The 19,823-nt window shown below is 71.4% G+C and carries 19 protein-coding genes; 14 read left to right on the top strand and 5 right to left on the bottom strand.

Annotated features, from left to right (window positions below; translation table 11 throughout):
* Nucleotides 1-167: 167 nt before the first annotated feature.
* Together PSU4_RS24955 and PSU4_RS24950 are read right to left on the bottom strand one after the other, a co-directional pair.
* Nucleotides 168-932: a hypothetical protein gene (locus PSU4_RS24955; protein ID WP_147113289.1), complete on the bottom strand. Its 765-nt coding sequence runs from the start codon at nt 930-932 to the stop codon at nt 168-170.
* A 149-nt stretch (nt 933-1,081) separates the two neighbouring features.
* The gene (locus tag PSU4_RS24950; protein ID WP_147113286.1) at nt 1,082-1,369 is read right to left on the bottom strand and encodes a helix-turn-helix domain-containing protein; all 288 of its coding nucleotides are present in this window, start codon (nt 1,367-1,369) and stop codon (nt 1,082-1,084) included.
* A gap of 67 nt (nt 1,370-1,436) precedes the next feature.
* On the opposite strand from PSU4_RS24950, the gene map reads away from it, so the two are divergent.
* From map to PSU4_RS24905, 9 genes are all read left to right on the top strand, one after another.
* Nucleotides 1,437-2,210: a type I methionyl aminopeptidase gene (map, locus tag PSU4_RS24945; protein WP_147113321.1), complete on the top strand. Its 774-nt coding sequence runs from the start codon at nt 1,437-1,439 to the stop codon at nt 2,208-2,210.
* A gap of 92 nt (nt 2,211-2,302) precedes the next feature.
* Nucleotides 2,303-3,049, top strand: coding sequence for a helix-turn-helix transcriptional regulator (locus PSU4_RS24940; protein ID WP_147113284.1), 747 nt, complete (start codon nt 2,303-2,305; stop codon nt 3,047-3,049).
* A 165-nt stretch (nt 3,050-3,214) separates the two neighbouring features.
* Entirely contained in the window at nt 3,215-4,861 is a 1,647-nt protein-coding gene (locus tag PSU4_RS24935) for a class I adenylate-forming enzyme family protein (protein WP_373866100.1), read from the top strand.
* Nucleotides 4,862-4,935: 74 nt separating this feature from the next.
* On the top strand, nt 4,936-6,138 hold the full coding sequence (locus PSU4_RS24930) for an acyl-CoA dehydrogenase family protein (protein WP_147113318.1): 1,203 nt from the start codon (nt 4,936-4,938) through the stop codon (nt 6,136-6,138).
* Nucleotides 6,135-7,286 carry an acyl-CoA dehydrogenase family protein gene (locus PSU4_RS24925; protein WP_147113277.1) on the top strand — a complete coding sequence of 384 codons (1,152 nt, stop codon included), beginning with the start codon at nt 6,135-6,137 and terminating at the stop codon, nt 7,284-7,286. The genes PSU4_RS24930 and PSU4_RS24925 overlap by 4 nt, the downstream gene beginning before the upstream one ends.
* A 124-nt stretch (nt 7,287-7,410) precedes the next feature.
* A complete protein-coding gene (locus tag PSU4_RS24920; protein ID WP_147113274.1) occupies nt 7,411-7,782 on the top strand; it encodes a PEP-utilizing enzyme in 372 nt (123 codons plus the stop codon).
* Nucleotides 7,779-8,990 (top strand): hypothetical protein, encoded by a 1,212-nt coding sequence (locus tag PSU4_RS24915; RefSeq protein ID WP_147113271.1) that lies wholly within the window; start codon nt 7,779-7,781, stop codon nt 8,988-8,990. Before PSU4_RS24920 ends, PSU4_RS24915 begins: the two co-directional genes overlap by 4 nt.
* A gap of 1 nt (nt 8,991) precedes the next feature.
* The gene (locus PSU4_RS24910; protein ID WP_147113268.1) at nt 8,992-10,623 is read left to right on the top strand and encodes a PEP-utilizing enzyme; all 1,632 of its coding nucleotides are present in this window, start codon (nt 8,992-8,994) and stop codon (nt 10,621-10,623) included.
* A gap of 8 nt (nt 10,624-10,631) precedes the next feature.
* Nucleotides 10,632-11,777, top strand: coding sequence for an Rv3169 family protein (locus tag PSU4_RS24905; RefSeq protein ID WP_222596386.1), 1,146 nt, complete (start codon nt 10,632-10,634; stop codon nt 11,775-11,777).
* A gap of 53 nt (nt 11,778-11,830) precedes the next feature.
* Here the strand turns inward: PSU4_RS24905 and PSU4_RS24900 are convergent, their stop codons facing one another.
* Genes PSU4_RS24900 through PSU4_RS24890 form a run of 3 tightly spaced genes read right to left on the bottom strand, consistent with a single transcriptional unit; the run spans nt 11,831 to nt 13,323 of the window.
* Nucleotides 11,831-12,226 (bottom strand): type II toxin-antitoxin system VapC family toxin, encoded by a 396-nt coding sequence (locus PSU4_RS24900; RefSeq protein WP_186817166.1) that lies wholly within the window; start codon nt 12,224-12,226, stop codon nt 11,831-11,833.
* Nucleotides 12,223-12,489, bottom strand: coding sequence for a type II toxin-antitoxin system Phd/YefM family antitoxin (locus tag PSU4_RS24895; RefSeq protein ID WP_147113262.1), 267 nt, complete (start codon nt 12,487-12,489; stop codon nt 12,223-12,225). Before PSU4_RS24895 ends, PSU4_RS24900 begins: the two co-directional genes overlap by 4 nt.
* A gap of 21 nt (nt 12,490-12,510) precedes the next feature.
* Nucleotides 12,511-13,323, bottom strand: a complete 813-nt coding sequence (locus PSU4_RS24890; protein WP_147113259.1) for a helix-turn-helix transcriptional regulator — start codon at nt 13,321-13,323, stop codon at nt 12,511-12,513.
* Between the two features lie 107 nt (nt 13,324-13,430).
* Between PSU4_RS24890 and PSU4_RS24885 the strand changes: the two genes are divergently transcribed.
* The 5 genes from PSU4_RS24885 (at nt 13,431) to PSU4_RS24865 (ending at nt 19,660) form a co-directional block, all read left to right on the top strand.
* Complete coding sequence (locus PSU4_RS24885; protein WP_186817165.1) at nt 13,431-14,159, top strand: PEP-utilizing enzyme; 729 nt, start codon at nt 13,431-13,433, stop codon at nt 14,157-14,159.
* A gap of 1 nt (nt 14,160) precedes the next feature.
* Nucleotides 14,161-15,702 (top strand): hypothetical protein, encoded by a 1,542-nt coding sequence (locus PSU4_RS24880; RefSeq protein ID WP_147113256.1) that lies wholly within the window; start codon nt 14,161-14,163, stop codon nt 15,700-15,702.
* Between the two features lie 81 nt (nt 15,703-15,783).
* Nucleotides 15,784-17,286: a class I adenylate-forming enzyme family protein gene (locus PSU4_RS24875; protein WP_147113253.1), complete on the top strand. Its 1,503-nt coding sequence runs from the start codon at nt 15,784-15,786 to the stop codon at nt 17,284-17,286.
* A complete protein-coding gene (locus PSU4_RS24870; protein ID WP_147113250.1) occupies nt 17,286-17,894 on the top strand; it encodes a hypothetical protein in 609 nt (202 codons plus the stop codon). Before PSU4_RS24875 ends, PSU4_RS24870 begins: the two co-directional genes overlap by 1 nt.
* A complete protein-coding gene (locus PSU4_RS24865; RefSeq protein ID WP_147113247.1) occupies nt 17,891-19,660 on the top strand; it encodes a pyruvate, phosphate dikinase in 1,770 nt (589 codons plus the stop codon). Before PSU4_RS24870 ends, PSU4_RS24865 begins: the two co-directional genes overlap by 4 nt.
* Nucleotides 19,661-19,823 lie beyond the last annotated feature (163 nt).

The raw sequence follows: 19,823 nt of genomic DNA, 5'->3' as shown, positions 1-19,823 counted from the left end.
TGGTCCCGGGCCGGATCGCGCTGTGGTCTGAACGACGACACCGCCCGGGACCTCCTGTGCACGGTCGCCGCATGGCCCCCGCTGGACGACCCGTACGACAGCGCAACGACGGGCGCGGACACGGGTGACGGGCGACCGGAGATCACGGGTCGCAGGTGGGGGGAACGTCACCGGGGTGTCACCGCGGCGAGGTGGCACTGCCATTCCGGCGTCGCCGTCCCCAGAGCCACCGCGTGGGCGAGGCGCAGCGTCGTGGCCAGCCACAGCAGGATGTCGTGGAGCCGAAGCCGTGTCGGCCGGGCGTCGCCGAGCAGGGCCGCGACCCGGTCCTCCAGGTGGGAGAACGCGTCGGCGTTGACGCGGAGCTCGCGGTGGACGACGGCCTCGACGCCGCTGTCGCCCTCGTGGGTGTGGGGGAGCAGGGCGCGGCGCGTGGAGCGCGTCAGGTGCGGGACGAGTGCGGGCCGCTGGTGGTGCAGGATCGCGCGGACGTGGCCGGGATGGGCGCCGCTCGCCCGGTCGATCTCACGGAACGCGGCGCCGACGGTGCCGGGTTCGCCGAGGACGGAGAGCTCGTCGTCGGGCAGCTCCCAGAAGGGCTGCCCGCCGGCGCGCTCGTCGGCGGCCGTGGCGAGGGGGGCCACGGCGTCGAGCGACTGCCGGACGTCGGCCCAGCCCGGGCGGTCGAGGCGGCCGTGCAGGCCTTCGCCGAGCAGGATGTCGTCGTCACCGTCGGGGCCGGTGGGGAGCGTGTCGTACCGGGTCCAGCCGAAGGCGGGCAGCTCCACCCAGTGGCCCTGCGGCCGGTCGAACGACCGGAACCACAGCGGTCGCCGTCCGCGTGCGTAGCCGAGGACCGCGGCGACGGCGGTGTCCACGGGTATCGGGTCGGGCCCGGTCGTGGGCAGTACGAGCGCCGGTGGGTCGGTCACGGGCTCATCCTGCCCTTTCGCCGGCCGATGAGCGTGGCGCGCGGAATTCCTTTCCACGATTCAGGATCGTCGTGCCGGTGCGCGCACGGCGTCCGGGTCGGCGGACGTGGTCGCCGGCGTCGGCAACGTGGCGCGGTGACGCCTCGCAGCTAGGCCGAGCGCTCACCCGCGCCGCGGACGGCCCGGCGGTGTGGGGTGTCGTTGATCTCCGTCCACACCTCGTCGAGGGAGAGGTCGAGGACGTCGGCGATGGCCGCGATGGTCGGGAACGCGGGGGTGGCAACGCGGCCGGACTCGATCTTGCGCAACGTCTCCGGGGAGACGCCCGCGTCGAGCGCCGTGTCGAGCATCGAGCGCGGACCGCGTGCGCGGCGCAGCAGTGCGCCGAGGCGCTGCCCGCGCTCGACCTCGGCGGGGGTGAGCGGCAACCTGACCATGACGCCGATTCTAGTACCGGGATAGTATGGCCGGGATACTTATTGGCACACGGAGTTGGACGCCGCTTTGATCGAGATCCTGAGAACCACCGACCTGCCGCGGGCCCGGGAGGCCGGCGCCCTCGTCGCCGACATCCTGGCGGCCGTGCGGGACCGCGCCGGGGTGGGCACCAACCTCCTCGAGATCGACGCGTGGACCCGCGCCATGATCGTCGACGCCGGGGCGGTGTCCTGCTACGTCGACTACGAGCCGTCCTTCGGGCGCGGACCCTTCGGCCACTACATCTGCACGTCGCTCAACGACGCCGTGCTCCACGGCCGGCCCCGCGACCACACCCTGGCCGACGGCGACCTGCTGACGCTCGACCTCGCCGTCTCCCTCGGCGGTGTCGTGGCCGACTCGGCGATCAGCTTCGTCGTGGGGGAGACCCGCCGCCCGGCCGACCTCGCGCTGATCGACGCCACCGAACGCGCCCTGGAGGCGGGGATCGCCGCCACCGGCCCCGGGGCCAGGATCGGCGATCTCTCGCACGCCATCGGCACGGTCCTCGACGAGGCCGGCTACCGGGTCAGCACCGAGTTCGGCGGTCACGGCGTCGGCACGACCATGCACCAGGACCCGCACATCCCCAACAAGGGACGGCCCGGCCGCGGCTACAAGCTCCGCCCCGGGCTCCTGCTCGCCCTGGAGCCGTGGGTCATGGCCGACACCGACCGGCTCGTCACCGACGACGACGGCTGGACGTTGCGCAGCGTCACCGGCTGCCGGACCGCGCACAGCGAGCACACCGTCGCCGTCACCGACGACGGGGTGGAGATCCTCACGCTGCCGACGCGGTGAGCTGCGCCGCGTCGACGTCCGGGCAGTGCTGATCGGGCTGCGTGCCGGGTTACCCTGCCCGGGACACGTCGGCGCGGGAGGTGCCCGGGGAGATGCAGGCCGCCGCTGCGTCGAGTCTCGACGCCCGGCGCCTCGGCGGGGTGTTCTCGGTGCTGGAACGGGTCGACCGCGCCCGCGACGTCGTCGAGTTCGCCGAGCACACGCTGGAGGCGCTCGGCTCGGTCCTCGGCTACCGCGACACGACGTTCTTCGCGGGCCCCACCTACGACGGGCTGTTCCTCGACCCGTCGCCGCTGCTGGAGGGCCGCCAGCGCACCCTGATCCGGGAGTACCGGCAGCGCTGGGACCGCCACGACGTGTTCGCGCGGCCCCGCGCGGCGGCGCAGCTGCATCGGGTGTCGGCGGTGTCCGTCGACGCCGACGATCCCGCGACCCCCGCCGACCGCGCCTACCGCGACTGGCTGGGCGGGCACGGGATCGAGAGCCTCACCGCGGTGCACGTCGCGCCGGGCGGGGCGCAGGCGTTGTTCGGGATCTTCGGGCCGCGCGGCACGGTCGACCCGATCGATCTTGCCGTGCTGCGGCTGCTCGGGCGGCAGCTCGACGCGATCGCCCGCCATCTCCCGGGGCGAGCCGCGGCGGAGCCCCCTGCCGTGGCGCTGCCGCCGCGGCTCGCGCAGACCGCCGAGCTCGTCAGCGGCGGGCTGACCAACGCCGTGATCGCCCGGACGATGGGCGTCACCGAGGACACGGTGAAGAAGTACGTCAGCAAGCTGCTGGCCCGGACAGGGACCCGCAACAGGACCGAGCTCGCGCTGGTCCTGCAGCGGGGCCGGTGATCCCCCACCGCTGGACCAGGCCCCGGGTCGGCCCGCGCACCGTGCACGCAGGCGGAAAGCGCGATGCCCACCAACGTGCACTCGCGCCCGGCCGACGGCGCATCTAGCGTCGGCGGGTCGCTGCCCCCAGCGCCTCATCCCCCCGCGTCCGACAGGAGTACCCGGTTGTCCGCCTACGACGACGAGCCCTGGCTCGCGCTGCGAACCCACCCGGCCGCCACACCGGACGGTGCCGGGACCGTCGTCGACGCCTTCCGGGCCACCGTGGCCCGCGACCCCGACGGCGACGCCGTCCGCTACTTCGGCGGGCGGATCAGCTGGGCCGAGCTCGACGCGCTGACCGACGCCTTCGCCGCCGCAATCACGGCCGACGGTTTCCGGCCGGGGGAGCGCGTCGCGCTGTTCCTGCAGAACGTGCCGCAGTTCGTCGTCGCGCAGCTCGGCACCTGGAAGGCGGGCGGCATCGCCGTCGCGATCAACCCGATGAACCGGGAACGTGAGCTGGTGGAGCTGTTGCGCGACAGCGGGTCCACGGTGCTGGTCGCCCTGGGGTCGCTGTATCGCGACGTCGCCGCGCACGTCGTCGACGGGACCGCCGTGCGGAGCGTCGTCACCACCTCGGAGCTGGAGTACCGGGAGCGCGACGAGCCGCGGGTCTTCGCGGGCAGCGCGCGCGTCGACTGCCCGGGGACGACCGACATGGCCGACCTGCTGGGCCGCTTCCGCGGGCATCCCGCTCCTGCGGTGACGCTCGGAGGCGACGACGTCGCCGTCCTCACCTACACCTCCGGCACCACCGGCCCGCCCAAGGGCGCGATGACGACGCACCGCAACCTGATCGTCAACGCCCGCACCTACCGCGACTGGGTCGGCCTCGACGCCTCCGACGTCGTCCTCGGCGTCGCGCCGCTGTTCCACGTGACCGGGCTGGTCGGCCACATCGCGGTCGCGGTCCTCGTCGGCGCCCCGCTGGTGCTGATGTACCGGCTCGACCCGGCGGCCACCCTCGACATCGCCGAGGCCGAGGGGGCGACGTTCACGGTCGGGTCGATCACCGTCTACGTCGCGCTGATGAACGCGCCCACCGCATCGCGGGCCAAGCTCGCGACGCTCACGAAGATCTACTCCGGCGGCGCGCCCATCCCGCCGGCCACCGTCGCGGCCTTCCGTGACGCGTTCGGGCACTACGTCCACAACATCTACGGGCTCACCGAGACGACGTCGCCGTCGCACGCCGTGCCGTTCGGTGTCGAGGCGCCGGTCGACCCGATGTCGGGTGCGCTGTCGGTCGGGGTGCCGGTGTACGACACCGTCGTGCGGGTCGTCGACGAGCGCGGTGCCGAGCTGCCCGTCGGCGAGGTGGGGGAGCTGGTCGTCGAGGGCCCACAGGTCGTCGCGGGTTACTGGGGCAAGCCGGAGGAGACCGCGGCGGCGCTGCCGGGCGGGGCGTTGCACACCGGCGACGTCGGATACATGGACGACCGTGGCTGGTTCTACGTCGTCGACCGCAAGAAGGACCAGATCAACGCGGGCGGCTACAAGGTGTGGCCGCGCGAGGTCGAGGACGTGCTCCACGAGCACCCGGCCGTGCGCGAGGCCGCGGTCGTCGGGGTGCCCGACGAGTACCGCGGCGAGACGGTCAAGGCGTTCGTGTCGCTGCGGCCCGGCGCGTCGACGACCCGCGAGGACATCGTCGGGTTCGCGAAGCAGCGGATGGCCGCCTACAAGTACCCGCGGCTCGTCGAGATCCTCGACGAGCTGCCCAAGACCGCCAGCGGCAAGATCCTGCGCCGCGAGCTGCGCGGGCGCTGACCGCTTCTGCCTGGGGAGAGACGACCGTGGCACTGCCTGAACCCTCCGAGCGCGCCCGTGACCTGCACGCGCGCATGGTCGAGTTCATGCGCGAACGGGTGCTGCCCGCCGAGGCCGCCTACCGCGAGTACCGCCGCGCGGCCGGCCCGGACGACCACACCGTGCCGCCGGTCGTCGAGGAGCTGAAGACGCACGCGCGGGCCCGCGGGTTGTGGAACCTGTTCCTGCCCGCGGAGTCGGGGTTGACCCAGCTCGAGTACGCCCCGATCGCCGAGCTGTCGGGCTGGAGCCAGGAGCTCGCCCCCGAGGCCATCAACTGCCAGGCCCCCGACACCGGCAACATGGAGCTGCTGCACCTGCTGGGCACCCGGCGGCAGCGGGAGGAGTGGCTCGCCCCGCTGCTGCGCGGAGAGATCCGGTCCGCGTTCGCGATGACCGAGCCCGACGTCGCCAGCAGCGACGCCACCAACATCCGCACCCGCATCGAGCGTGACGGCGACGAGTACGTGATCACCGGCCGCAAGTGGTGGACCAGCGGCGCGGCCGACCCCCGGTGCCGGCTGCTCGTCGTCATGGGCCGCACCGACCCGGACGCGCCCGCGCACCGGCAGCAGACGATGGTCCTCGTCCCGCGCGACGCACCGGGTGTGCGCGTCGTGCGCGACCATCCCGTGCTCGGCCACCACGACCAGCACGGCCACCCGGAGGTCGTCTTCGACGGCGTCCGCATCCCGGTGACCGACGTCGTCGGCGAGGAGGGTGGCGGGTTCGCCGCCGCGCAGGCCCGGCTCGGCCCCGGCCGCATCCACCACTGCATGCGAGCCCTCGGCGCCGCCGAACGCGCACTGGCGCTCATGACCTCGCGCGCCCGCGACCGGGTGGCGTTCGGCCGGCCGCTGGCCGAGCAGGGTGTCGTGCGCGAGCAGATCGCCGAGTCGCGCCTCGACATCGAGCAGGCCCGGCTGCTGTGCCACCGGGCGTGCCACGTCATCGACACCCTGGGCAACAAGGCGGCGAAGGACCTGGTCGCGATGGCGAAGGTGGCGGTTCCGCGGGTCGCGACCCGGGTGATCGACCGGGCCATCCAGGTCCACGGCGGCGCCGGCGTCACCGACGTGACCCCGTTGGCCGGCATGTACGCGTGGCATCGTGCGATGAGGCTGTTCGACGGCCCCGACGAGGTGCACCTGCGCGCGATCGCGAAGGCGGAGCTCGCCGCCGAGCCGGTCCTGCCGCCTGCCTGGGACACCACCGCGCGAGCCGAGGAGAACGGATGACGGTCGACCGTCTGCTGCCCAGCGAGGAGGCCGAGGACCTGCTCGCGCTGACCCGCGACATCGCCGACAAGGAGCTGGCCACCCGCGTCGACCAGCACGAACGCGACGAGACCTACCCCGAGGGACTGTTCGCGACGCTCGGCGCCGCCGGCCTGCTGGGGCTGCCGTACCCGCAGGAGTACGGCGGCGGCGCCCAGCCCTACGAGGTGTACCTGCAGGTGCTGGAGGAGCTCGCCGCGCGCTGGGCGGCCGTGGCCGTCGCGACGAGCGTGCACGGGCTCGCGTGCTTCCCCGTCGCGACGTTCGGTACCGACGAGCAGAAGCAGCGCTGGCTGCCCGACATGCTCGGCGGCGACCTCGTCGGCGGTTACAGCCTGTCCGAACCGCAGGCGGGTTCCGACGCGGCCGCCCTGGCCTGCCGCGCCGAGCGCCAGGGCGAGCACTACCGCGTGACCGGCACGAAGGCGTGGATCACCCACGGCGGGCGCGCCGACTTCTACGCGCTGTTCGTCCGCACCGACGCGGGTAGCCGCGGCATCTCGTGTCTGCTCGCGCCCGGGCAGGCCGACGGGCTGTCGTTCGGGCGGCCCGAGGAGAAGATGGGCCTGCACGCGGTCCCGACGACGACGGCCAACTGGGACGGCGCCCTGCTCGACGCCGACCGGCTCCTCGGGGCGGAGGGCCAGGGCCTGCAGATCGCGTTCAGCGCCCTCGACTCCGGCCGCCTGGGCATCGCCGCCTGCGCGACCGGCCTGGCCCAGGCGGCCCTCGACGCGGCCGTCGCCTACGCCAACGAGCGCACGACGTTCGGCCGGCGCATCGTCGACCACCAGGGCCTGGGTTTCCTGCTGGCCGACATGGCCGCGGCCGTCGACTCGGCCCGTGCGACGTACCTCGACGCGGCCCGCCGCCGCGACGCGGGGCGCCCGTACAGCCGCCAGGCCAGCGTCGCGAAGCTCGTCGCGACCGACGCCGCCATGAAGGTGACCACCGACGCGGTGCAGGTGTTCGGCGGCTACGGCTACACCCGCGACTTCCCGGTCGAGCGGTACATGCGCGAGGCCAAGATCATGCAGATCTTCGAGGGCACCAACCAGATCCAGCGCCTCGTCATCAGCCGCGGCCTCGCCCAGCGCCGGGAGGACTGACCAGCGGTTCCGTCGGGTCGCGCCGAGGTGTCCCCCTACGTGGACTGGGTCACATCGAGGCTCGGCTCCTACCGTCCGACCAGCGGAAAGGCACAGGGGCCTTCCCGGACGGGACGGAGCATCGATGAGCGACCCGACGGACGTCGGCACGGGCGTCAACCTCTTCACCGCGGGCGAGGTACGCGGCACCGCCCGCTGGTTCCACGACACCTCGGACGTCCTGTCGATCGACGACGACGACCTCGAGGAGACCGTCGCGTTCGTGAACAAGGGCGGCATGACGTTCCTGTCGCCGATCCTGCCGGACCTCAAGGCGATCGTGTGCACGGCCGGCAGCCGCGAGTCGCACCTCGCGATCCTGTCCCGGGAGTCCGACGTCCCGTGCGTGCTCGGTGCGGACCTCACGGGTGAGATCGCCGACGGCGCGACCGTCGTCCTCGACCTGTCCGACGCGGAGACGGCCCGCATCGCGGTGGCCGCGGAGGTGAGCGCGTGAGCACCGCCCCGCCGACCCCGCAGAACCTCAAGGCCCTCTACACCGACGCCTCCTACGAGCCGTCGCTGGAGGAGTGGAACTGGTTGGTGCACAAGGGCGGCGCCGCCTACAAGAGCGAGCTGTCGGCCCGCACGGTGTTCGAGTCCGAGCTGTTCGGCATGAACACCTACATCCTGATGTCGATGATGGAGGACTACCTGCGCGTCCCCGAGCGGCTCCGGACGATCCGCGAGCACGCGACCCCCGCGGAGCTCGTCCGGCGCGCCCTGCCGATCGGCAACAAGCGCAGCTTCATCAACCTCGCCGCGATGCCGCTGCACTACCTGACCGGCCGCGAGCTGTTCGTCGATCTCGGTGAGAACTCCCTCTCCGACGGCCTCGACGACCAGCTCGAGGTCATGCGGTTCTGGCGCGAGGCCACGATCGCGATGCGCACCGACGGCGTCCTGTTCAACATGGACGCCGAACCGCCGAACTCCAGCCACGTGGTCGGCGACCGGTTGATGGCCGAGATCCTCGACCACCTGGTCCCGGCCGACGACGAGACCAGGACCGCGATCCGCAAGTTCGGTGCCCGGCTCACCGCGTACGCGTTCCTGGAGAACTGCGACGCCCGCACCGCCGTGTGCGACACCGGCCCCTACGAGCTGGAGGACGGCACCTTCCTCGCCCTGCGCGAGACCTGCGCCGACGGCGACGGTGACTTCCCCTGGCTCGACGGGATCCGCGAGAGCCTGCCGTACCACCACTTCGTCATCGCCTACCGGTTGCCGGCGCACGTGAAGATGGACAACAACGTCTGGGGCACCGCCTGGTTCACCCCCAGCGACTACCAGGCCGACATCATCTCCACCCGCGTGTTCTGCACCGACGGCGACGTCCTGCGCCCTCTCGGGCTGGCCGAGATCGACGAGGCCACCAAGGCGATCCGCAAGGCGCACCGCGCGCTCTACCAGCGCCTCGCCGAGACCGACCCGGAGGAGCGCAACCTCTACGCGACCCAGATGTACGCCTGGAAGACGAAGGCGTGGGCCCGGTTGGCCGGCTGCTACGACGAGATCGACTGGACGGTCACACCGCGGATCGCGGAGTCGTACGAGAAGTTCCAGGACCCGAACCTGGCCCTGCAGCTCATCGGCGGGGTGTTCGTGCCCCAGGACCGCGACGGCTGCTTCCGGCCGCTTCAGAACCCGGCACTGGGAGGTTGACATGACGACGATCGGCAAGGGCACGCCCTCCTACACCTTCACCCGCGCCACGGGCCTGGTCCGCTGGTTCCGTGAGCCCCAGGACGTCATCGACTCCCTCGACACCGACCTGGAGTCGACGATCGCGCTCGTCGCCTCCGGCGGCACCACGTTCCTGTCCCCGATCCTCGGCCGGCTCGGCGGCATCGTCTGCCTCGACGGGACGCTGCGCTCGCACCTCGCGATCGTGTCCCGCGAGTTCGAGGTGCCGTGCCTCGTCGGCACCGACCTCACCCAGGAGCTCACCGACGGCACCGAGATCGTCCTCGACATCTCCGACGGTGACGGGGTGGTCCGGGCGGGGGCGGAGCCCGACGCCGTCACCCCGACGGCCGACGTCAGCTCCGCATGGTGGTCCTACGTCCGGCGCGTCGGCGACGAGATCGCGGTCAAGGACTTCGACGTGGTGGTGAGCCCGGACGCGCTCGACGCGCTCATCGCCGAGGAGCTCACCGACGACCGGCTCGACGACCTCGTCCAGCACATGGGCCGCGCGTTCAAGCCGGAGATGACCCGGCGGTCGGGGTTCACCTCCGAGCTGTTCCCGATGCTGCCGTACATGTCGCTGTCGGTGATCGAGGACTTCCACAGCTACGCCGAGCGCGTCGCCGTCATCGACGCCGCGGTGCCCGCCGAGCAGCTCGGCACGCAGCTGCGGGAGGGCCCGAACCGGGTCAGCCCGCTGTGGATCTGGATGATCGGCTACCACTACCTGTGCGGTCGCGAGTGCCTCATCCAGATGGGCAGGCTCGGCCGCGACGAGCGGCGCGAGGAGATCCGCACCGTCGTCGACTTCTGGCGACGCCTGACGCTCGCGCACCGCGGCGACGGCACCCTCGACTACAAGGACGCCGGCTTCACCAACCGCTACCTGCCCCAGGACGTCGTCGACGAGCTCGCCGGCGCCGCGACGCTGCTCGACCCGGCCGCGTCGAAGGCCCTCAAGCGGCTCAACGCGACGATCTCGGGCTACTCGTTCCTGTACTTCTGCGACTCCCGCGTCGGCATCTGCGACTCCGGTCCCTATCCGCGGGGCAGCCGCCGCACGATCGTGCGCGACTACCTCTCGCTCGGCCCGTCGGCCTGGGCCTACCCGTGGGCGCAGGACCTGGAGCCGCCCTACGCGGGCCTGACGATGGCGCTGACGTTCGACCCGGCGTCGTTCCGCGAGTTCGAGATCAACGACTGGGGCACGACGTTCACCGAGCCCGACCAGCTGCTGGCGTCGGTGACGGAGGCCGCGGTGTTCGGCTGGAAGGCCGACGGCACCCGCGAGCAGCTCTCGCCCGAGCAGTGGCCGGAGGTCGCGGCGGCGATCACGTCGTCGCACATGACGCTCTACCAGCGCTTCGCGGCGATGAACCGCAAGGACCGCATCTTCGCGGCGACCCGGATGTACACCTCGGGCCTGCGCCCGTTCGCGGCGCTCGCGGGTGTCACCGACAAGGTCGACTGGGACTTCTCGCCCGACACCCTGGCCCTGTACCCGGACCCGTTCGACGACGACACCCAGGCCGCCACGATCTTCGGGACCGCGCTGGTGGCCAACGACATGCCGGGCTCCTTCTCGCCGGTGCGCGGCGTCGACAGCTAGGGAGAGCAATGCGTCAGTCCATGCAGAAGATCACGGCCGCCGACGAGCTGCTGTGCCATCAGACGCCCGAGACGTTCGCGACCATCGCCCACGCCGACATCGCCTGGACCGAGAAGCTGTGGGGATCGCTGTTCGCCCGCGACGGTTCGCTGCAGGTCGACGTCGGGCTGGGCAAGTACCACAACCGCAACGTCATCGACATGTTCGCGGGCATCTCCCGCGGCAAGGAGCAGCTCACGGTCCGGGCGTCGCGGCAGCTCGACCTCGACCCTGATCGGGTCGGCGTGGGGCCGCTCGACTACGAGGTCCTCGAGCCGCTGAAGAAGGTCCGGTTCGTGCTGCGGGAGAACCACATGCTCCCGATCCGCTTCGACCTCACCGTGACCGGTGTGCTGCCGCCGTTCCTGGAGCGCAAGGATGCCCAGCGTGAGCCGCACGGCTTCCGCATCCAGTCCGATCTGCTGCGCTACCACCAGTCGTCGACGATCTCCGGTGCGATCTGGATCGACGGCGAGAAGATCGAGGTGCGCGACGAGGAGTGGTTCGGCTTCCGCGACCACTCGTGGGGCGTGCGGATGGACGTCGGGGAACCCGCGCCCGACGTGTACAAGCCGCAGCGGCTCGACCAGGACTTCCTGCTCACGTGGAGCCCGATGTACCTGCGCCGCCCGGACGGCACGGAGTACGAGATCCACCACTACCAGCAGGCCGTCGACCACGAGACGACCTACTTCTCGGGGTTCGTCAACGAGGCCGACGGCAACCAGATCCCGCTCAACGCGGTGATGGACGAGCTGAAGTTCGACCCGGTGAACCGGCGGCTGCTCGGCGGCAAGATGACCTTCGACGCCGGCTGGGGCGCCACCCGCACCGTCGAGATCGAGCCGATCAGCGACACCGGCTTCCATCTCGGGACGGGCCTGTACTTCGGGTTCAAGGGCCACCGCCACGGCCAGTGGCACGGCCCGGCGCACCTCGACGGCGAGCGCTTCGCCGACGTCTCCACCCGCGAGACGGTGGAGCAGGTGCACCAGCTGCGCGACTGCGTCATCCGCTGCCGTGAGGGCGACGCGGTCGGCTACGGCATCTTCGAGTCGATGGTGATCGGCGAGCACCCCGAGTACGGCCTGACCAGGGAGTCCTCCTTCCTGTAACCCCTGTGAGTGGCGATAGTCGCTATAGCGACTATCGCCACTCACGAGGTCGGTCAGACCTTCAGCACGCGTACCGAGACGTCGGGCAGCTCGTCGAACCTCGCTCGGGCGTCGGTGGTCAGCAGCATCCGGTCGGTCGCGCGGGCACTGGCCGCGATGATCAGGTCGTGCGCGCCACGTGGCCGGCCGCTCCTTCGGACGTGCCCCATCAGCGCGGCATGGTGCTCGGCAACATGCCTGGTGTAGTCGACGACGGGGATGACGGTCAGGAGTTCGTCGAGGTATCCACGCTGCGACGCGCGACGAACCGGATCCGGGTCCAACCCGATCCCGCCCAGGTACTCGGCGATCACGACCGCAGGGACGGCAAGCTCGTCCTGGTCGCCGAGTGAGGCGACGTCGAGACGTCCTCGTCCGGTCTTCACGAGGACGCCGGTGTCGAGGATCATTCCTGCCAAGGGTCGCTGTCCAGGTCAGCGGACACCGCGCCGCGGGCCGCGTCCACGTTGGCGGCGAACTCGTCGTCGATGCCGAGGCGTCCTTGCCAACGCCGCATGATCTCCTTGACCGCAGCCCCGTTCGCGCGCGGTGCCGGCACGATCATCGCGACCTGACGCCCGCCTCGGGTGATGACGACGGTCTCGCCCTGCTCCGCGCCGTCGAGCACCGCGGAGAAGCTGCGCGCGGCCTCGGTCGCGGAGAGCTCCTTCACGGAATCAGATTATCAGATTCTTCAGCGGGAGCGGGCGAGCAGGGCCAGCTCCATGCGTGACTGGCAGCCCGTGGCCGCGAGGATGCGGCTCACGTACTTCTTCACGCTGTCCTCGGCGAGCGAGAGCGTCTCGGCGATGTCGGCGTTGGAGAGCCCGTCGGCGACCAGCTGCACGACCTGCTGCTGGCGCTCCGACAGCCCGGCCAGTGCGGCCTTGGGCCGAGACACCGGCAGGCTCCGCGAGATCGCCGACAGCTGACGGCTGAGCAGTCGCAACGTCGCGAGCTCGGCAGGGCCCAGCTTGTCGGCGCGCGGGTCGAACATGCCGATGAGTGCGGTGTGCCCGCCGGGCAGCTCCAGGCGCAGCGCGGCCGCACACTCCATGCCCCACGTCGCGTGCAGGAAGTGCCGCACGTAGGCCTCGGCCGAGGCGGGCAGCGTGCCGCGCGCCTGCAGCTCCGACAGCGACGCGAGCCCGCTGGAGACGAGCTGTCGCATCGCCTGGGGCGTCCCGAAAATGTCGTAGCGCGACCAGCGCTCCTGGTACTCCGGGAGCATCTTGCTGGTGTACCCCTCGACGAGCGGGGCGAGGTCGCCGAAGACGTTGTGGAACGTCGCACCGGCGAAGAACGAGACGTGCGTCAGTGCGAAGTGCGTGCTCAGCGCCTCGACCATCTGCTCCTTGAAGTCGGGGAGCGAGGCGGCGGTGTCGCAGGACTCCAACACGTCGAAGGCGCGCTCGTAGTCGGCTTTGCGCAGGACGGGACGAGTCGGGCGACGGGACCGGGCTGTCTGCGTCGACGCCGGACTGTCCACCAACGTGGACTGGGTCACAGGCCGAACGCTACCTACCTTTCGACGTCATGAACAGGAGGGGATCCACCGGGGTGTGGGCCCGGATCCTCCGCAGGCCGGCTCGAACCACTCACGACGAGGTGACCATGTCCGATTCCGCGACCGTACCCGCGCAGACCCCGCCCAAGTGGGGCTCCACCGAGATGCTCCCGCTGCCGGCCCGCTACAACAGCGCCGTCCGCGCGCTCGCCGCGAAGCGGTTCGCGGCGACCGGCGCCGAGTGGAAGGACGTCGTCTTCGACCGGCAGTTCGACCTGTTCTCCCTCGCCGACGCGCGTGCCGTCGAGCAGGAGGCGCTCGACTCCGGCTACCGCTTCGACTTCTCGGCCACCGTCTCGCTGGAGTCGGAGCCCGACAAGTACAAGCGGCCCGAGAAGGCGGCGTCGGCGTTCGCGGACGGACCGTCGGCCGACGGTCGTCGCCAGGTCGGGATCGGCGACAACGTCCTGCGCAAGACGCAGTCGGTCACCGGGCCGGTCGCCCTGATCTCGACGACCGAGCAGGTCATGGGCTTCCTCGCCGACGGTGTCCCGCCCGGCACGATCGCGGTGATCGACGACTCCGGCGGCACCCTGACCGCCCCGATCATCGAGGAGTTCGCCGGCGTCATCTGCCTCGGCGGTTCGGTGCGCTCCCACCTGGGGATCCTCGCCCGCGAGTACGACGTCCCCACCCTCATGAACTGCACCGTCGACACGCTGGCCGACGGTGACGTCGTCGAGATCGAGGTGACCGCGGCCCCACCCGCGGCCGACGCGTACGAGACCGGCGACACCGGGCACGCCCGGATCTGGATCCTGGAGAACGGTGCCTGACATGGGGACTGACCTGACCTACGCGAAGCTGCTGGAGACGAACAACTACCTGCGGCAGCTCTCGGACACGACGTACTGGCTGTGCATCACGCGCACGGTCCAGGAGTCGAAGCTCTTCCCGATGAACCCGTACATGCTGCTCAGCTACCTCAACACCTTCTACCGGCTTCCGACGTTGCTGCGCGAGATCGACGCCGCGACCCCGGCCGAGGAGCTGGGTGACCGGGCCCGCGAGGTGTCGCTCAAGGTCGACACCGTCAACGCGGCCTGGGGCATGCCGGCGTTCTACCTGATCGGCCGCGAGATGCTCATGAACTGGGGCCTGCTGGGCCCCGCGGACGCGGTGGACGACGTCGTCGACGTCCTCGACTTCTCGCGCCGGTTCAACCTGGCCTACCACCGCAACGACGGCCACCTGACCAACAAGGAGTTCGGCGACCGCTCGCAGTTCCTGCCGGAGCGGCAACTGCAGGTCTTCGAGTCCGACCTGCACGGCGTGACGCCGGGGGACCGGTTGCACACCGCGGCGACGAAGTTGATCGCGCAGCTGTCGCAGTACGCGTTCCTGGCCCATTGTGAGTGCCGGATCGGCATCCACACGTCCGGCCCGTACAACTTCGGTGAGAACCGGCAGCTGATCGTCCGCGACTTCTTCGAGCTGACCGAGGGCGACTACCCCTGGCTCGACGGGATCGCGACCCAGCTGCCGCACGCCAACCTGACGATCCCGATCGTGTTCAAGGACACGAACTTCAACCTGATGGACGACTGGGCGTCGTTCGAGGCGGAGCCGTCCTACGACGCGTCGAACATCGCGGCCGTCGGCATGTACACCTCCGACGCGCTCACCGACGGCTACGTACCCGTCGGCATGGACAGCGCGGACGTGCTCGCCGAGACGATGGAGCACTACCGGGAGATCCTCAACCAGGCCACGGCCGACCTGTGGAAGCGGATCGCCGGCTGGTCGCGCGAGCAGATGATCGACGCGGGCGCGTTGGTGTACTCATCGGTGGCCAAGGACTTCGCGCACCTGGCGGGGACCTACCGGCAGTCGGACTGGTTCGAGCTCGACGACCGGGTGCAGCGGTTCAAGCCGCTCATGAACGACGAGTACGGCCGCGACAACCTCGGCGAGATGGTCGGCCTGCTGGGCTTCCCGCACCAGAAGACCAACGAGTACTCGATGGCCCGCTACTCGGGGCTGAACCAGAACATGCTCACGGGCATCCCGTACACCGTCCTGACCGACGACGACTTCGCCCGCACGGCGGGGTCGACGCTGTCGGGCTCGACGAGCCTGCCGCCCAAGAACGGGCTGTGGACGACGAGCCAGGGGCGTCTCGAGGTCGACGACTTCAACGCCCGCGCCCGCGACTTCACCCCCGGCGCGCTGACCGACGGCAACCGCTACCTCGACGAGGAGTGGGTCAAGCGCAACTACGGCACCGAGCGGGCCGACGCGCTGTACCGGCAGACCCAGGCGACCAGCCGCAACCTGGCCGGTCGTGGCTCGGGCCTGCGCCGGGCGGACCTTCCGTAAACCTGACCGACCTTGTGAGCGGCAATAGTCGCTATAGCGACTATTGCCGCTCACAGGCTCTTTCTTCGACGAGGAGAGCACGTGCAGATCGGTGACCTGATCCGCCGGGCAGGGCGTCAGTACGGCGCCGCGCCCGCGCTGGTCGACGGCGAGCGGGTGGTGAGCTTCGCCGAGTTCGACGAGCTGACCGACCGGCTGGGCCACGCCCTGCTGGCGCGGGGCCTGGAGCCGGGCGACCGGGTCGCGGTGTTGCTGCCCAACGGGATCGACGGTGTCGTCGTCTACTACGCGCTGGCGAAGTCGGGGCTGGTGCGGGTGCCGCTCAACGCGCGCGAGACCCCGCACGAGCTGGCGTTCAAGATCGACGACTCGCAGGCGCGGGCCTTCGTGGGGACCGGGCAGCCGCCCGCACCGGTGGAGATCGTGCTCACCGACATCGCGGGGATGATCGCCGACGCGCCGGCCGGGCCGTGCGACGTGCGGCGTGATCCCGATGCGCCGCTGCGGCTCGCCTACACCGGCGGGACGACGGGCACGCCCAAGGCCGTCGTCCTGACCACGCGCAGCGAGCTCGCCGAGGTCGACAACTTCCTCGTCGACCTGCTGCCCAACCTGCGCCCGGACTCGGTGATGCTGCACGCCGCGCCGATCACCCACGGCAGCGGCGCGTTCTTCCTGCCGCACCTGGTCAAGGGCGCGGCCAACGTCATCGTGCCGAAGTTCTCGCCGGCGGCGTTCGTCGAGGCGGCGCAGAAGCACCGCGCCACCACGACGTTCATGGTGCCGACGATGATCGCGATGCTGCTGGAGGACCCCGCTCTCGGAGACGCCGACCTCGCGCTGGAGCGGCTCTGCTATGGCGGCGCCCCCATCGCGACGACCGTCCTGCAGCGCGGCATCGACGTCCTCGGCCCGGTGTTCACCCAGCTCTACGGGCAGGCCGAGGCGCCGCTGGCGATCACCTGCCTGCAGCCGTGGGAGCACACCCCCTCGCGGTTGACGTCCGCCGGGAAGCCCTACACGTTCGTCGAGGTCGACATCCGTTCTGCTGACGGCCGGTCGCTCGGGGTCGACGAGGTGGGCGAGGTGCTGACCCGCGGCCCGCACACCATGGACCGCTACTGGCGACGCCCCGAGGCGACCGCCGAGACCAAGGAGCCCGACGGCTGGCTGCACACCGGCGACATCGGGCGCTGGGACGCCGATGGCTACCTGCACCTGCTCGACCGCCGGCACGACGTGATCATCTCCGGCGGGTTCAACGTCTACCCCCGCGAGGTCGAGGACGCGCTGCTCGCGCACCCGGCCGTCGTCGAGGCGGCCGTCGTCGGGCTGCCCGACGAGAAGTGGGGCGAGCGCGTGACCGCCGCCGTCGTCACCCGAAGCGCGGCGGAGCCCGAGGAGATCCGGGCCTTCTGCGCCGACCGGCTCGCCGGCTTCAAACGACCCAAGTCGGTCGAGATCTGGTCCGGCCTGCCCACCAGCCCCGTCGGCAAGTCGCTGCGCCGCGAGGTGCGCGACCAGATGCTCGCAGCCCGAGCGGCGCTTGCCGGAGCGAGAGTCAACACAGAAGAGGACGCCTGATGCTCGACCCGTACCTGCTCACCGTGCACACCCTGACCCTGCGCCAGCTCGGCACCGCCGAGCAGCTCGCCGAGGTCACCGGCCAGCCCTTGGCCGACGTCGAGGCCAACCTGGAGAAGGCCGTGGCCGACGGCGCCGTCCTCGCGGCCAAGGACAAGTTCATGATCGGCCCGACCGGTCGCACCCAGCTCGACGAGGCCTACCCGACCGCGTTCGCCGACATCCGTGCCTCCGACGCGATCCGCGACGCGATGGACGCGTTCGAGTCCGGCGTCAACGTGCAAATCCTGTCGCTGACGACGGACTGGCAGACGAAGGAGGTCGGCGGGGAGCGGGTACCCAACGACCACGGGGACGCCGACTACGACGCGGCGATCGTCGACAAACTGGCGCGGGTCCATGAGAAGACCGCCCGCGTACTGGCCCCGCTCGTTGCGGCGGACCCGCTCGTCGACAGGTTCCTCGACCGTATCGGGACGGCCCTGACCCGCGCCGAGGGCGGCGAGACCGACTACGTCAGCGGCGTGCGCGTCGACTCCGTGCACACCGTGTGGTTCCAGATGCACGAGCACCTGCTGCGGCTGACCGGTCGGGAGCGCCCGGAATGAGCGCGACCGTGGGGTACCGCTGGCTCGTCGTGCCCTCCGGTGAGGAGCCGTCGCGGGACCTGGTGGGCGGCAAGGCCTGGAGCCTCTGGCGGATGCGGTCGCTGGGCCTTCGCGTGCCGCCCGCGTTCGTGGTGACGACCGAGGCGTGCACGGCGTACTTCGAGAACGGGTCGCTGCCGGACGGTCTCGTCGACGAGCTGGCCGACGGGATCCGGCTGCTGGAAGAGGAGCTGGGCCGCAGCTTCGGGGGCGACCCTGGGGTCGTGAGCGGTAATGGTCGCCATAGCGACCATTCCCGCGCACAGGGGCCGTTGCTCGTGTCGGTGCGGTCCGGGGCCGCCGTCAGCATGCCCGGGATGATGGACACCATCCTCGACCTGGGGATCACCGACTCCGTCGAGGCCGCGCTCGCCGCCGAGACCGGCGACGCCGACTTCGCCGCCGAGGTCCACCGCCGGTTCACCGGCTTCTACGGCCGGCTCGTCCTGGGCTGCACCGAGGAGCTCGACGACCTGCCCGACACCGCTGCCGTCCGCGCCGCGGTGCTGGAGGACACGGGCGACCAGGTCCCGGCCGACCCGTGGGAGCAGCTGCACCAGGCCGTCGCCGCGGTGTTCGCGTCGAGCCGGTCACGGCGCGCCGTCGCCTACCGCAGGCACTACGGGATTCCCGACGACCTCGGCACCGCGGTCACGGTGCAGGCCATGGTGTTCGGCAACCTCGACGCGTCCTCCGGCACCGGGGTGCTGTTCAGCCGCAGCCCGGTGACCGGGGCCCGCGAGCCCTACGGGGAGTACCTGCAGCAGGGCCAGGGGGAGGACGTCGTCTCGGGTCGGGTCACGCCGAAACCGCTGTCCCACTTGGCGTCTCAGGCTCCGGACGTGCACGCCGAGCTGCTCCGCGCCGCCGACTGCCTCGACCGCGAGGGTCGCGACGCCCAGGACATCGAGTTCACCGTCCAACGCGGCGAGCTCTTCCTGCTGCAGTCCCGGCCCGCCAAGCGCACGGCCCGGGCCGCGGTGCGCATCGCCGTCGCGCTCGTCGACGAAGGCGCGATCACCCCGGCCGAGGCCGTCCGGCGGGTCACCGCCGACCAGGCACGGGCCCTGCTGCGGCCCACCCTGCAGGAGGGCGTCACCGCCGAGGTACTTGCCTCCGGGACGCCGGCCAGCCCCGGTGTCATGTCCGGCATCGCCGTCGCGACGCCCGAGGAGGCGCAGCAGACACCCGGCTCGATCCTCGTCCGGCGGTCCACCTGCCCCGACGACGTCCACGGCATGATCGCCGCCCTGGGCGTCGTCACCGAGCAGGGCGGCGCGACGTCGCACGCCGCCGTGGTCAGCCGGGCCCTCGACACGGCGTGCGTCGTCGGGTGCGGGGCGGGGACCGTCGAGAAGCTGGTGGGGCGCACGATCACCGTCGACGCCACGACCGGCCGCGTCTACGAGGGCACCCTGCCCACCACCGCCGCGACCGAGGACAACGACGACGACCTCGCACGGCTCGCCGAGTGGGCGGCGGCGGAGTCGCCGATCTCGGTCACGGGCGCGGCCGAGGGCGGGTTCGACGCCGGCGCGGTCCCTGCGGAGGAAGTCGGCGACGGGGTCCCCACGATCCCGCCGGGGACACGCACCGTGCGCGGGGCGGTGTTCGCGACGTCGGAGGGCGTCCGGGCGGCGCTCGACGCCGGCGTCGAGGTGATCGTCGCCGACCACCGGCTGCCGGTGCTGCTCGCCGCGATCGACCAGGCAGGAGGACAGCGTTGAACGCGCCCACCGACGAGGACCGGGTCCCGGACTCCGTGACCTACCGCGAGATCCAGGAGATCCTGCGGAGTTTCCGCGACTCCGGCTGGACCGGCATGACGGTCGACCTGCACGGCATGCGGATCACCGTCGGCAAGAACGGCCCGCCCGCCGCCCCCGCCGC

The sequence above is a fragment of the Pseudonocardia sulfidoxydans NBRC 16205 genome (assembly GCF_007989085.1).
GTDB classification, from domain to species: domain Bacteria; phylum Actinomycetota; class Actinomycetes; order Mycobacteriales; family Pseudonocardiaceae; genus Pseudonocardia; species Pseudonocardia sulfidoxydans.
The sequence above is the reverse complement of the archived record's forward strand: the minus strand, read 5'-3'. Positions and strand labels throughout refer to the sequence as shown.

What these genes read in the sequence shown, in the direction of transcription:
- PSU4_RS24950 (WP_147113286.1), bottom strand. Translation starts at nt 1,369, where the DNA reads ATGGTCAGGTTGCCGCTCACCCCCGCCGAGGTCGAGCGCGGGCAGCGC.
- PSU4_RS24940 (WP_147113284.1), top strand. Translation starts at nt 2,303, where the DNA reads ATGCAGGCCGCCGCTGCGTCGAGTCTCGACGCCCGGCGCCTCGGCGGG.
- PSU4_RS24930 (WP_147113318.1), top strand. Translation starts at nt 4,936, where the DNA reads ATGGTCGAGTTCATGCGCGAACGGGTGCTGCCCGCCGAGGCCGCCTAC.
- PSU4_RS24925 (WP_147113277.1), top strand. Translation starts at nt 6,135, where the DNA reads ATGACGGTCGACCGTCTGCTGCCCAGCGAGGAGGCCGAGGACCTGCTC.
- PSU4_RS24920 (WP_147113274.1), top strand. Translation starts at nt 7,411, where the DNA reads ATGAGCGACCCGACGGACGTCGGCACGGGCGTCAACCTCTTCACCGCG.
- PSU4_RS24910 (WP_147113268.1), top strand. Translation starts at nt 8,992, where the DNA reads ATGACGACGATCGGCAAGGGCACGCCCTCCTACACCTTCACCCGCGCC.
- PSU4_RS24905 (WP_222596386.1), top strand. Translation starts at nt 10,632, where the DNA reads ATGCGTCAGTCCATGCAGAAGATCACGGCCGCCGACGAGCTGCTGTGC.
- PSU4_RS24900 (WP_186817166.1), bottom strand. Translation starts at nt 12,226, where the DNA reads ATGATCCTCGACACCGGCGTCCTCGTGAAGACCGGACGAGGACGTCTC.
- PSU4_RS24885 (WP_186817165.1), top strand. Translation starts at nt 13,431, where the DNA reads ATGTCCGATTCCGCGACCGTACCCGCGCAGACCCCGCCCAAGTGGGGC.
- PSU4_RS24880 (WP_147113256.1), top strand. Translation starts at nt 14,161, where the DNA reads ATGGGGACTGACCTGACCTACGCGAAGCTGCTGGAGACGAACAACTAC.
- PSU4_RS24870 (WP_147113250.1), top strand. Translation starts at nt 17,286, where the DNA reads ATGCTCGACCCGTACCTGCTCACCGTGCACACCCTGACCCTGCGCCAG.
- PSU4_RS24865 (WP_147113247.1), top strand. Translation starts at nt 17,891, where the DNA reads ATGAGCGCGACCGTGGGGTACCGCTGGCTCGTCGTGCCCTCCGGTGAG.